This is a genomic window from Amycolatopsis sp. NPDC003731 (assembly GCF_053586895.1).
The window spans coordinates 47,581-60,388 of record NZ_JBSFNC010000048.1; the positions used below are offsets into that span (position 1 = coordinate 47,581).

Annotated in this window: 9 protein-coding genes; 2 read left to right on the forward strand and 7 right to left on the reverse strand. The window is 72.8% G+C overall.

Annotated elements, in window-relative coordinates:
* Positions 1-27: 27 nt before the first annotated feature.
* From ACWDN5_RS21575 to ACWDN5_RS21585, 3 genes are all read right to left on the reverse strand, one after another.
* On the reverse strand, positions 28-1,128 hold the full coding sequence (locus ACWDN5_RS21575; RefSeq protein ID WP_449677535.1) for a LacI family DNA-binding transcriptional regulator: 1,101 nt from the start codon (positions 1,126-1,128) through the stop codon (positions 28-30).
* A gap of 113 nt (positions 1,129-1,241) precedes the next feature.
* Entirely contained in the window at positions 1,242-2,594 is a 1,353-nt protein-coding gene (locus ACWDN5_RS21580; protein WP_449677536.1) for a serine/threonine-protein kinase, read from the reverse strand.
* A gap of 195 nt (positions 2,595-2,789) precedes the next feature.
* Positions 2,790-4,181 carry a protein kinase domain-containing protein gene (locus tag ACWDN5_RS21585; protein WP_449677537.1) on the reverse strand — a complete coding sequence of 464 codons (1,392 nt, stop codon included), beginning with the start codon at positions 4,179-4,181 and terminating at the stop codon, positions 2,790-2,792.
* A 260-nt stretch (positions 4,182-4,441) separates the two neighbouring features.
* Between ACWDN5_RS21585 and ACWDN5_RS21590 the strand changes: the two genes are divergently transcribed.
* Both ACWDN5_RS21590 and ACWDN5_RS21595 read left to right on the forward strand, forming a co-directional pair.
* Positions 4,442-4,867, forward strand: a complete 426-nt coding sequence (locus ACWDN5_RS21590; protein ID WP_449677538.1) for an STAS domain-containing protein — start codon at positions 4,442-4,444, stop codon at positions 4,865-4,867.
* Between the two features lie 34 nt (positions 4,868-4,901).
* Positions 4,902-6,086, forward strand: a complete 1,185-nt coding sequence (locus ACWDN5_RS21595) for an MFS transporter (protein ID WP_449677539.1) — start codon at positions 4,902-4,904, stop codon at positions 6,084-6,086.
* Here the strand turns inward: ACWDN5_RS21595 and nrfD are convergent.
* The 4 genes from nrfD to ACWDN5_RS21615 all read right to left on the reverse strand — a co-directional run bounded on the left by nrfD (position 6,046) and on the right by ACWDN5_RS21615 (position 12,562).
* Positions 6,046-7,032: an NrfD/PsrC family molybdoenzyme membrane anchor subunit gene (nrfD, locus tag ACWDN5_RS21600; RefSeq protein ID WP_449677540.1), complete on the reverse strand. Its 987-nt coding sequence runs from the start codon at positions 7,030-7,032 to the stop codon at positions 6,046-6,048. The two genes, ACWDN5_RS21595 and nrfD, sit on opposite strands and share 41 nt — an antisense overlap.
* A gap of 130 nt (positions 7,033-7,162) precedes the next feature.
* On the reverse strand, positions 7,163-8,188 hold the full coding sequence (locus ACWDN5_RS21605; protein WP_449677541.1) for a 4Fe-4S dicluster domain-containing protein: 1,026 nt from the start codon (positions 8,186-8,188) through the stop codon (positions 7,163-7,165).
* Positions 8,185-11,463 carry a formate dehydrogenase gene (gene fdh / locus ACWDN5_RS21610; protein WP_449677542.1) on the reverse strand — a complete coding sequence of 1,093 codons (3,279 nt, stop codon included), beginning with the start codon at positions 11,461-11,463 and terminating at the stop codon, positions 8,185-8,187. The genes ACWDN5_RS21605 and fdh overlap by 4 nt, the downstream gene beginning before the upstream one ends.
* A 133-nt stretch (positions 11,464-11,596) precedes the next feature.
* Positions 11,597-12,562 carry a hypothetical protein gene (locus ACWDN5_RS21615; RefSeq protein ID WP_449677543.1) on the reverse strand — a complete coding sequence of 322 codons (966 nt, stop codon included), beginning with the start codon at positions 12,560-12,562 and terminating at the stop codon, positions 11,597-11,599.
* Positions 12,563-12,808: the final 246 nt, after the last annotated feature.

The following is a 12,808-nucleotide window of genomic DNA, read 5'->3' on the forward strand; positions in this document are numbered from 1 at the left end:
GTCCGGAAGCCGATTGTCCGGGAATTCTCACCCGCCGGAGAGCGTCGCCCCGTGCCGGACGGCCGGGGCCGCCGCGGTGCTTTCCCCGGCGGCCAGCGCGGGCGCCACGGTGCCGGGCTCGGCCGGTTCGCCGTCGAGCTGGCGCACCGCCTGCCGGACCGACAGCACCCCCAGCTCGGCCGCCGGGACGACGACCGCGGTGGGCCGGATCCGCTGCTGGCCCGCCACGGTGTCCGAACAGATCGCGACGACCGAAATGTCCGCCGGGACCTGCCGCCCGCGTCGGCGCAGGGTGCCCAGCACCAGCGGAAGAGCGGCTTCGTCGCGGACGACCAGCGCGGTCGGGCCACCTTCGACGAGCAGCTCGTCCAGGCAGCGGGCAACGTCTTCGGCGGCCGACGCGCACGGTGGGGAAATCGCTTTCACGCCGCGCTCTTCGGCGGCCGCGCCGAAGGCTTCCTCGAAGCCCTTCAGGTACCGGAGCCGGTGGCCGGGCGAGGTCGCCGACGGGCCGAGGTGGGCGACCGACCGGTGGCCCAGGTCGGCGAGGTGGGCCAGGCAGGCCCGGGCGGCCGGGGCGAAGTCGAGCGTCACCGACGCCAGCCCGCGGTGCTGCCCCGGCGCGCCGACCAGCACCGCGGGGCGGCCGGAAGCCAGCAGGACCGGTACGCGCGGGTCGTCGTCGCCGGCGTCCAGCACGATCACCGCGTCGGCCAGCGCGGCCGACGTCACCCGGTGCAGGCCGGACGTGCCTTCGTCGTCGGTGACCAGGAGCAGGTCGAAGCCGAGTTCACGGGCCGCGCCCGCGGCCGCGGAGAAGAATTCCATCTCCATGCCCAGCTGCCGGTCGCCGAGCGGCGGCACCGCCACCGCGAGGATCCCGGCGCGGGGCGACGGCGAGCTGCCGCGGCGCCGGTAGCCGAGGGCACGGATGGTTTCCTCGACCCGGCGCCGGGTGGCCGGGGAGATCGTCCGCTTCCCGGTGATCACGTAGGACACCGTGCTCGCGGACACGCCGGCCGCGTTCGCGACGTCGGTGATCGTGACCGCGCCGCGGCCGCCGCCGGGCGCTTCGTCCGCCGCGTCGCGGAAATTCGTCATCTTCGTGAGGACTTTCTCGAGACCCATTGTCCGATCCGTTGTCCGGCCGGAAGTTAGCGCTAACAGGTGGGGTGGGTGACGACCCTAATGCCGGTCAACGACGCTGGTCAAGACACCTTCGTCAGATGATCGAAAACGATTCATTCCCCCGGACGGCAGTCGGTGACCGGCAGGCCGCGGTGGCCGCCGCGGGTCAGGGCGATGAAGCCGAAGGTGGTCGATTCGCCGGGCTTCAGCCGGGCATTCCACTCGGCGTTCACGATCGCCGAGGTGGCACCGGTTCGCACGAGCCTGCCGTTCCACAGGTCGTCGATGCGCGTCCCGGCCGGGGTCTGCCAGCTGACGGTCCACCCGGTGACCTCGGCCCGCCCGCTGTTGCGCACGGTCACCAGCCCCTTGAAGCCGCCGTTCCACGATTCCACCACCTCGTAGCGGGCGGCGCAGCCGGGCGGGCCGGTGGTCCGGGACGGGACCGGGTTCGCCGGCGGGGTCGTGGACGGCGCCGACGCCAGCTGGGCCGCCGCGCTCGCGGGCTCCCGGCCCGGCGGGAGCGACGTCGCCGCCACGACCGCGGCCGCCGTCAGCGCCAGGGCCGTCCCCGCGAAGGCCGGCCGGGACCGGCGGCGCCGGGGCGGCGCGGGCGGCTGGTCCGCCGGGACCGCCACCGGGGTCACGCCGGGCGCGGTGGCGCGGGTGAGCAGCCGGACCGCCCCGGTCATCGCGGGACGGGCGGCCGGATCCCGGGCGAGCAGCCGGAGGACGGCGTCGGTGACCGGGCCGCTGGTGGCGGGCGGGGTGACGGCGCCGGCGCCGACCCGCTTGAGCAGGGCCAGCTGGTTTTCGTCGGTGCCGAACGGTGGCCGCCCTTCGAGAGCGGTGTAGAGGGTCGCGCCGAGTGAGTAGACGTCGGACGGGAAGCCGGGTTCCTCGCCGTCGGCGACTTCCGGGGCGAGGTAGGCGGGCGTGCCGACGACCAGCCCGCGGCCGGTCGCGGTGCCCTCCCCACGCGCGTGGGCCACCCCGAAGTCGGTGATCTTCGCCGAGCCGTCGGTGGTGACCAGGACGTTGTTGGGGCTGATGTCGCGGTGCACCACGCCTTCCGCGTGCGCGGCGGCCAGTGCCGACGCGAGCTGGGCGCCCAGTTCGGCCACGTACTCCGGCACCAGCGGGCCGTGTTCCTCCAGCAGTTCGGTCAGCGTCCGGGCCGGCAGGTATTCCATCGTGATGTAGGCCGCGGTTCCCTGCTCGACGACGTCGTACACGACGACGGCGTGGGGGTGGCGCAGCCGGGCGGTGACGCGGGCCTCCCGGATCGTCCGGTCGCGCGTGCGCTCGGCGGCCGCCGGATCGGCGGGGGAGTCGGGGAAGAGCTGCTTGATCGCGACCAGGCGGTCGAGCCGCTCGTCCTTCGCCCGCCACACGGTCCCCATCGCGCCGTGACCCGCCCGGCCGAGCACGCGGTACCGGCCGGCGATCACTGCCCCTTCGTGCACGGGCACGCTCCCCTCTGTCGTCTCCGTCAAGAGGGAACACGGCCCGTTCCCCGGCGCAGTTCGGCTCGTCGGAGCAATTCACTCACCTGGGTGGGGGTACGAAATTGCGTTCGACGTATTCGTTCCGGATGCCGGAAACGGAAGAGGTCGCTACGGAAGAATCGGCAATCCGGTTGTGACGGAACGATAACGGTCTCAGTTCGACCGGCAGTTGACGACCGGGAGGGCCGGGACGACCGCGCGGCCGGGCGTGACGTCCTGGTTGAGCCCGAACGAAGCCGAACCGTCCGGCTCGACGAGGGCGTTCCAGCCCGCGTCGGTGACGGTCACCGCCGAGCCGACCTGGGTCAGGGTGCCGTTCCAGAGGTCCCGGATGCTCGCGCTGCCGGGCTGCACCCAGGTCACCGCCCAGGCGATGAGCCGCCTCGGCCGGTCGTTGTGCACGGTCACCTGCACCTGGTAACCGCCCGGCCAGGCGTTCGTGATCTCGTAGCGCGCGGTGCACCCGGCGGTGGCGCCGAGCGGTGCGGGCGGCGTGGAACGCCCCGCCGGTCCGTCGGACACGCGAGCCGACGCCGGCGCGGGTGCCGTGGTGGTGCTGCTGACGGTGCGGGAGGTGGTGATCGTCGCCGGCGGGTGCTCGATGGGGGCCGCCGTGGTGGTCGCGGGCCGGTCGGCGAGGGCGAGGCCGGCGGCCACGCTGACCGACGTCAGGCACGCGGCGGCCCCGGTCACGGCGACGCGGCGGAACCGCGACCGGCGCGGTGCGGCGTCCGGGCCCGGCTTGCCGACCGCGGCCAGCAGGTCCACCGCCTCCTGCATCGACGGCCGGGCGGCGGGATCGCGTTCGAGCATCCGCATCAGCACGGCCGTCAGCGGGCCGCCGTGGACCGGCGGGGTGAGCTGGTTCTCGGTGATCCGCCGGAGCAGGGTGATCGGGTCGTCGCTGGTGCCGAACGGCGGCGTGCCCTCCAGCGCCGTGTACAGCGTGGCGCCGAGCGAGTAGACGTCGGACGGCAGGCCCGCTTCGCCGCCGCGGGCGACTTCCGGAGCCAGGTAGGGGAGCGTGCCGACGACGACACCCTCGTCGGCGGCCGGGTGCTCGCCGAGCGCGCGGGAGACGCCGAAGTCGGTGATCCGGGCGGCGCCGTCGTCGGTGACGAGCACGTTGTTCGGCGTGACGTCCCGGTGCAGGATCCAGTCGCCGTGGGCCGCGGCCAGCGCGGCGCCGACCTGGCGCCCGAGCCGCAGCACGTCGCACCGGGGCAGCGGCCCGCGCGCGACGAGCAGCTCGGTCAGCGAACGCGCGGGCACGTACTCCATGACCAGGTACATCGAGCCGGCGTCCTCGAAGACGTCGAACACCGCGACGGCGTGCGGGTGCCGCAGCCGGGACGCCAGCCGCGCCTCCCGGATCGCGCGTTCGCAGACGTCGCCGCCCGCGCCCGGCTCGTGCAGGAACTGCTTGACGGCCACGACGCGGTCCAGGCGCTCGTCCTTGGCCCGCCACACCAGGCTCATCGCGCCGCGGCCGAGGTGCCCCAGCAGCCGGTACCGCCCGTTGACGAGCTGTTCCTCGAAAGCCACCCACACCCCTGCGTCGGTCGACGAAACGATGCACTTTTTAGCAGAAGATGGGCGTTCGGTGGGGTTCGGGACCGGCCGGATCTCCGAACCGTTATCCGGATCACCGGCGGGGCATTCCCGGAATTCGGGAGCCGGCGTCCGCATTCGACGAATTCGGCGCCGACGCGGAAGTCCCGGCCGCAACGGCGTACGGTGTGGGGCAACGCGGTTCAGCCGGCAGCCGCCCCCCTGCGCGTCCGTCCCCGTCCGTGGGAGGCCCTGTGCTCGACCAGATCGCCGCTCCGCAATTCCGCGTCGACGTCCCGGCCGCGATGACCTTGCGGGTGACGGCCACGGCGGAGGCGACGACCGTCGCGGTCCGCGGCGAGATCGACCTGCCGGTGCTGAGCCGGCTGCGCACCCGGCTGGGCGAGGAGATCGACCTCGCGCCGCGGGCGCTCGTGCTGGACCTGTCGGAAGTTTCGTTCTGCGGCACGGGAGGGATCACGGAGCTGCTGGTCGCGGCGTCGGAGGCGCACGTGAGCGGCGTGCCGTTCGCGATCGCGACCGGGGCACGGGCGGTGCTGCGGCCGATCCGGGCGCTGGGCCTCGAGCGGCTGCTGCCGATCCACGAGAGCGTCGAGGCGGCTTCGGACTGGCTCGCGGTGCTGCCCCGGTTGCGGGGGAGCGCGTCCGCCTCCGCTTGACCTCGACCATGCTGGAGGTCCTAGCGTCGCCACCATGACCGGGACGACACTCGCCGACGTGCGGAGGCCGCCGAAAGCGGCGCTCATGACGCTGCTCGGCGTCAGCACCATGACCATCATGGCCAGCGCCACCATCACCCCCGCGCTGCCCGGCATGGAACGGCACTTCGCCGCCGAACCGCACGCCCAGCTGCTGGTCCGCTTGGTGCTCACCCTGCCCGGACTGGCCATCGTGCTCGCCGCGCCGCTGCTCGCGCGGCTCAGCGGCCGGACCGGCCGCGTCCCGGTGCTCGCCGGGTGCCTGCTGCTCTACATCGTCGGCGGCGGCTCCGGCCTGGTCCTGGATTCCCTGCCCTGGCTGCTCGCCGGGCGCGCCCTGCTCGGCGTCGGGATCGCCGGCGTGATGACCACCTCGACCGCTCTGCTCGCCGACCACCACTCCGCCGGCGAGCACGGCCGGGTGCTGGGGCTGCAGGGCGCGGCGATGGGCTTCGGCGGCGTCGTCGCGCTGCTGCTGGGCGGCCTGCTGGCCGCGGTGAGCTGGCGCGGCCCGTTCGCCGTCTACCTGCTCGCGGTGCCGCTGGTGGTCCTCGTGCTCCGGTACGTCCCCGAAGCGGAGGGGCACCAGACGGGGGGAGACGTCCCGGCCGGGTCGCCGTGGCAGCCGCGGCTGTTCGGCCGTTGTGCGCTGATGTTCCTCGGAATCGTGGTCTTCTACACCGTGCCGACGCAGGCGCCGTTCTGGCTGGACCACGTGGGTGGCGCGGGCCCGGCCGTGGCCGGCGCGCTCATCGCCGCGGTCAACCTGGTGATGACCGTGGTGGGGCTGAACTTCCGGCGGCTGCGGGCGCGCTGGGACTTCCCGGTGCTGGCGATCGCGGTGTTCGCGGCGTTCGCCGCCGGGCTGGTCCTGCTCGGTTCGGCCGGCTCTCTCGGTGTCGCCGCGCTCGGCATGGTCGTCGTCGGGTTCGGAATCGGCCTGCTCAACCCCACGGTCAACGGCTGGGTGGTGGCCTCGGTCGAGCCGGGCGCACGCACCAAGGCGCTCGGGCTGCTGACCTCGGCGTTGTTCCTCGGCCAGTTCGCCTCGCCGCTGCTCGCCCAGCCGATCGCCGACGCCGCGGGTCTCGGCTGGACCTTCGGCTACGCGGGGATCGCCGCGGCGGTGATCGCGGTGGTCACGGCCGTCGCTGCCGCTGCGGCACGACGACGTACTTAGGATCCTTTGTGGACGCCACACCCGCTTCGAACACCCCGAAGCGCTGCAGGGCGCTCCCGGCGAACAGCGCCGCCCCGGCCGCCACGGAGACCGCCCGGCTGCGGTGCCCGGCCAGCGCCCCGAGCAACCCGGCCGCGGTCAGGCGCTCCGACCACTTGCGCAGCCGGTGGGCCTTGCCGGTCGTGTACGCCTCCGCGGTGAGACCGAGCCGCTTCTCCAGCACCTTCGAGGCGACCAGCTCGGTCGCCGCACCGATGGCCGCCAGCGTCCGCGCCGGGCCCGCCTCCTCGACGGGGACCAGCGCCATCGCGAAGCCGCCGGAACTCGCCGCCGCCGAGCCGGTGAAGACGAACGGCAGTTCCGCGTGGGCCTCGTGCCAGGCCGGCACCGCCGTCTGGGACAGCAGGACCGCCGTGTAGGAGGCGACGGCGGGAGCGAACACGGCCGAAACGAGCCCGGCCGGCCGCGCCACGGCGGCCACCAGCCGCCAGGGCACCACTTCGGCGGCCGCGGCCACGCCCATCCCGGGCCCGAACGCACTCAGGACCCAGGTGCCGACGCTCATCGGCGACGTCGGTTTCGCGACGCGCAGCATGTGGTGGAAGCGGGCCGGCCGCCCGAGGTCGGCGACCAGCAGGTAGACGCTGGCCACCAGGGCGCCCAGTGACCCGGCCCGGCCCACCCGGCGCAGCGCGGGCCGCCCGGTGAGATCGGCCCCGGCGGCGAGCAGCGAGGTGCCCGCGGCGAGCCCGCCGGTGAACAGGTAGGCGGGAACCTTCCACTCCCACACGGGCGGCTTGAGCACCGGCCGCCCGTAGTAGGACCGGAATTCGGCGCGGGGAACCATGAGTTCTTCACCGGAGCCGCCGCGTTTGCGGCGGCCGCCGAACACGCGCGCGCGGGTGTCGGCGGCTCCGGCGTCGCTGCGGGGTTCGCGTGGGGTCACCGGCGCCCCCTCTCGAAGGTGGCTGCCGCGGCGGTGGGTGGCCCTTCGCCGGAGCCGCGGCGTTCGCGGTGGCCGGGCACGGGGGCGCGGGTGTCGGCGGCTCGGGCATCGCCGCGGGGGTCGCGTGGGGTCACCGGCGCCGCCTTCCGAACGGCCCGAACGACGCCACCGCGGCGGCCAGCAGGGCCGAGGCCGCCATCCCGGCGTACTTCCACATCGCGGGCAGCTCGCGGGTCGGCACCACCGGGTCCGGCGGGAGCCCGTAGACCTCGGGTTCGTCCAGCAGCAGGAAGAACGCGCCGGCGCCGCCGACGCCGTCCTCCGGGTCGTGCCCGTACAGGCGCGCTTCCGGCACGCCCCGCGCGTGCAGGTCCGAAACCCGGCGGGCGGCCCGCTCGCGCAGCTCGTCGAGCTCGCCGAACTGGATCGAGTCGGTCGGGCAGGCCTTGGCGCAGGCCGGCTCGAGGCCGTCGTGCAGGCGGTCGTAGCAGAGCGTGCACTTCTGGGCGCGGCCGTCGTCCGGGCGGCGGTCGATCACGCCGTACGGGCAGCCCGAAACGCAATAACCGCAGCCGTTGCAGATGTCCTGCTGCACCACCACCGTGCCGAACTCGGTGCGGAACAGGGCTCCTGTCGGGCAGACGTCGAGGCAACCCGCGTGGGTGCAGTGCTTGCAGACGTCCGACGCCATCAGCCAGCGGAAGTCCGTCCGGCCCTCGGCGCCGGTCCGCGCGCCGGGCAGGTCGAACGACGGCATCCCGAGGTTCTCCGGCGCCCGCGGGGCGGGAGCGGTGCCGAGCGGGGCGTCGCGCAGCTCGCCGGCGACGAACGCGGTCGTCACGTCGATCGCCGACGGCCCGGTCGGCAGCCCCTCGAGGCCCGGCGACTGCCCGCCGAGCGGGCGCTGCTGCTCGATGAAGGCCACGTGCCGCCAGGAGTTCGCGCCGAGGGCGCCGGTGTTGTCGAACGACATCCCGAGCAGGTCGAGGCCGTCCTCGGGGACGTTGTTCCACTCCTTGCAGGCGACTTCGCAGGCCTTGCAGCCGATGCACACCGACGTGTCGGTGAAGAACCCGACGCGCGGCGGGTGCCCGGTGTGCCCGGCCTCGCCGGCGACGTCCGGCAGCGGCCCGGAGAGCCGGTTCTCGGTCGTCATGGTCGGTCCTCCGTCGTGTGGCCGGGTTCGACGTGCTCGGTGCCGTGCGCGGTCGCCACCCGGGTACCCGTCTCCGGCGTGATGCCCGCCCGCGTGCGGTATTCCTCCAGCAACGCCAGCAGTTCGGCGCCGCGCGGCCGCCGGCCCGGCTGGACGTCGCAGGTGGCGACCTTGCTCTCCTGGATGAACACGTTCGGGTCCACCACCACGCCGAACAGGTCGTTGACGACGTCGCGGGACACCAAGCCCGAGCTGCCCCAGTGGTAGGGCATCCACACCTGGTGCACGACCCGGTCCTGCACCCGCAGCGGCGCCATCCGGTCGGTCACGAACACCCGCGCCTCGACCGCCGCCCGCGCCGTGACGACGTGCGCCCAGCCCAGGTGCGCAAGACCGCGCAGCTTCGCGAGCTCGGGGGAGACCTCGACGAACAGGTCCGGCTGCAGCTCCGACAGGTACGGCAGCGTGCGGCTCATCCCGCCCGCGGTGTGGTGCTCGGTCAGCCGCGCGGCGGTGAACACGAACGGGAACACCTCGCCCCCGGCCTCGGGCGGCGACGGGTGCGACGGGTTGTCCCGGCGGCCGTAGACCTTCCGCGTCGGATTCCCCTGCTGCGTGTAGAAGGGGTTCCGGAACGGCGATTCGTGCGGCTCGTAGTGCGTCGGCAGCGGGCCGTCGGCCAATCCCGACGGCGCGAACAGCCACGCCTTGCCGTCCGACTGCATGACGAACGGGTCGTCGCCGCGCAGGGCGGCCGGCCCCACGGCGTCCGGCGGCGGGACGTGGTCCGGCGGCTTGGTCTTCTCGAAGTCGGGGACGTCGTGGCCGGTCCACTCGCCGCGCTCGGCGTCCCACCACACGAGGGCCTTGCGCTCGCTCCACGGGCGGCCGTCCGGATCGGCGGACGCGCGGTTGTAGAGCACCCGCCGGTTCAGCGGCCAGACCCAGCCCCACTCCCGCGCGTACAGGTCCTGCTCGAAGCGGGACTTGCGGCGGGCGGCCTGGTTGACGCCGTCGGCGTAGACACCGCTGTAGATCCAGCACCCGCTCGAGGTGCTGCCGTCGGCCTTGAGCTCGAGGTAGCCGCCGACCTGCTTGCCGGTGGTCACGTCCTGGCCGCTGATCCGCCGCAGCACGTCCTCGGCCGACGGTTCGCCGCCGTGGACTTCGTAGTCCCAGGCGAGGTCGAGCACCGGCCGGTCGCGTTCGTCTTCCGAGCCCGCCAGCCGCTCCCGGACCAGCCGTCCGAGGTGGTAGAAGAACCACAGCTCCGAGCGCTGGTCCTCGGCCGGTTCGACGGCCTTTTCCCGCCACTGCAGCATGCGCTGGGTCTGGGTGAACGTCCCTTCCTTCTCGACGTGCGAGGCGGCCGGGAAGAAGAACACTTCGGTGCGGCACTGCTCCGGCACGATCTCGCCGGTCTCGATCTCCGGCGCGTCCTTCCAGAAGGTGGCGCTCTCGATCATCGTCAGGTCCCGGACGACGACCCAGTCGAGGTTGGCCATGCCGAGCCGCTGCAGGCGCCCGTGCGCCGACCCGACCGCGGGGTTCTGCCCGAGCAGGAAGTAGCCGGAGACCTTGCCGTCGACCATGTCCATGACCGTGCGGTAGGTGCCGTGGTCGCCGTTGATCCGTGGCAGGTAGTCGTAGCAGAAGTCGTTGTCCGGAGTGGCTTTTTCGCCCCAGTACTCCTTGAGCAGCGACACGGTGTAGGCGTCGGCGTTGCGCCAGAAGCCCTTCTGCTTGTCGCCGCGGACGCTGTCGAGGTAGTCGTTCAGCGTGGCCTGTTCGGGTGTCGGCATCGGCAGGTAGCCCGGCAGCAGGTTGAACAGCGTCGGGATGTCGGTCGAGCCCTGGATGCTGGCGTGCCCGCGCAGCGCGAACACCCCGCCGCCGGGGCGGCCGATGTTGCCGAGCAGCAGCTGGATGATCGAGCCGGCCCGGATGTACTGGGCGCCGACGCTGTGCTGCGTCCAGCCGACGCTGTAGACGAGCGCGGCGGTGCGTTCGCGGCCGGAGTTGCGCGTCCAGGCGTCACACACCCGCTGGAAGAGCTCCTTCGGCGTCCCGCAGGTGGCCTCGACCATCTCCGGGGTGTAGCGGGCGAAGTGGCGCTTGAGGATCTGGAACACGCAGCGCGGGTGCTGCAGCGTCGGGTCGGCGGCGATCTCGTCGCTGCCGCCTTCGAGCACCGGGCCGCCCGAGCCGTGCTGGTCGGACGCCGACGTCTCCTTGCCGTGCGAGGTCTCCTTCGGCCGGACGCCCTCGTAGTGCCAGGTCGCCGGGTCGTAGGCGGCCTTGGCCTCGTCGTAGCCGCTGAACAGGCCGTCGAGGTCCTCGGTGTCGCGGTAGTCCTCGGACACCAGGAAGGAGGCGTTGGTGTAGGCGACCACGTACTCGCGGAAGTCCAGGTCGTTGCTCAGGATGTGGTTGATCACCCCGCCGAGGAACGCGATGTCGGTACCGGCCCGCAGCGGGACGTGGGCGTCGGCCAGCGCGCTCGTGCGGGTGAAGCGCGGGTCGATGTGGAACACCTCGGCCCCGCGGGCCTTCGCCTCCATCACCCACTGGAACCCCACCGGGTGCGCCTCGGCCATGTTCGAGCCCATGATCACGACGCAGTCGGAGTTCTGCAGGTCCTGCTGGTAGTCCGTCGCGCCACCGCGACCGAAGGAGGTCCCCAGACCGGGAACCGTGGCGGAGTGTCAAATCCGGGCCTGGTTCTCGATCTGGATCGCGCCGAGGGCGGTGAAGAGCTTCTTGATCAGGTAGTTCTCTTCGTTGTCGAGGGTGGCCCCGCCGAGGCTGGCGAGGCCCATGGTCCGGCGCAGCGGCTTCCCGCGCTCGTCGGTGTCCTGCCAGCCTTTGCGGCGGGCGTCGAGCACGCGATCGGCGACCATCTCCATGGCCGTGCCGAGGTCGAGCTCGGTCCACTCGGTGGCGTAGGGCGCGCGGTAGCGGACCTTCCGTTCCCGCTGCGGGCCGGTGACCAGCTGCTTGCTGGCCGACCCCTTGGGGCAGAGCCGGCCGCGCGAGATGGGACTGTGCGGGTCGCCTTCGATCTGGACGACCTTCTCGTCTTTGACGAAGACCTGCTGCCCGCAGCCGACGGCGCAATAGGGGCAGACGGACTTGGCGACCCGATCGGCGCTCGCCGTGCGCGAGGCGAGGGCTTCGGAGTGCGGGGACTCGGCGGCCTTCCCCCGGCCGAGCGGGTCGGGGCCGGTCAGCTGGCGGTAGACGGGCCAGGACTCCAGCCACTTCCGTGGTCCCACGCCCACCTCCCGACCGCGACGTTCCCGCTGGGGCGACTACCCGGGCTTTGCCGAGCCTAAACCGGTCGGGTCCCGGACGCCCGCCGCCGATGCCGCGAATGACTCATTCGGGACCTCCGACGTCCCGAATGAGTCATTCGCGACGTTCGGCCAGGCGCACAGGGGGACGCGGGCGGTTCGACGCCGCGCGGTAAGCCTTCACGAGCTCGTCGGCAACGGCTCGCGGCTCGTTGTGGAGGCGGCTGGGCACTGTCTGCACGACCGCGACGCCCGCGGCGGCGTACCGGTTGTTCCGGACGAGGGTCGACGCATAGCCAGGTTGTCCGAAATGGAACTCGTAGGAGTCGATCTCCCAGGCCAACGCGACCTCGTCGGACCAAGCGTCCGGGGTGGCGAGGTAGCGGTCGTGTTCGTCGTGGATCTCGATGTTCCAGATCGGCTCGGGCAAGCCGGTGCGACGCCAGAGCGCCATGGCCTCGGCTTCAGCGGCGGACCGGGCGCCTCTCCCGATCTCCCGGAGCACTTCGCGCGGCAGAGCGCTGCCTCTGTCGCTTCCCTTCTCGAGTTCCGCGGACAGTTCCGCGGGGTCGGCCTTCAGCTGCTGGACCGCTTCGGCAAGCAAAGCCCTGATCGGCGCGCGTTCGGTCAGCCGTCGGCACTCGTCCAGCACTGCCCTGGCCACTGGTGCCAAAGGCAGCTCGTCGAGCTCGATCGGCGTGGGCATCCGAGTGGTCCGTTCGACGAGGACGTAGCCGCTGCTGGACGTCTTGAGGTGCGACGGCAGCAGGAGATGGATCGGCTCGCCCGGCCGGGCTTCGCGCTTCAGACCCTGCCGACGGCACGCCTCGAGCCCGGTGACGACCGCTTCGGCGCCGCCGTAGAGCAGCGCACTTTCGAGCAGCTGCCGCCGGGTTGGCGTGCCCGTGCGAAGCAGAACCACGCCGGGGAGAAGCCGCTGCCAGGGCTGACCGGGGCGGCACCGCCGATAGCTGGTCCGCGACGGAACGCCCAGTGCTTCCAGCTGCGCGACCGTGATCACGCCGCGTCGGCTGGCGGCGAAGAGTCCCTCGGCGTGGCTGGCCCACGATCTTCTGGTCACCGATCGATCGTCCGGCGACCGGGCAAGCGAAACCACAGGTTTGCGTGATCTGTGGACTACTTACAGGACCGCCGACGGGCCTGTGGATAACTTCGGCGCGCTTCGGATGTCGCGAATGACTCATTGGGGACCTCCGGCGTCCCGAATGAGTCATTCGCGACGCCCGCCCCGAGCGGACCCGGCAGCTCCGGGACAACGCCCGAGCCAGACCCCCGGAGGGCACCCCGCCAGGTCCGCACCGTCCTC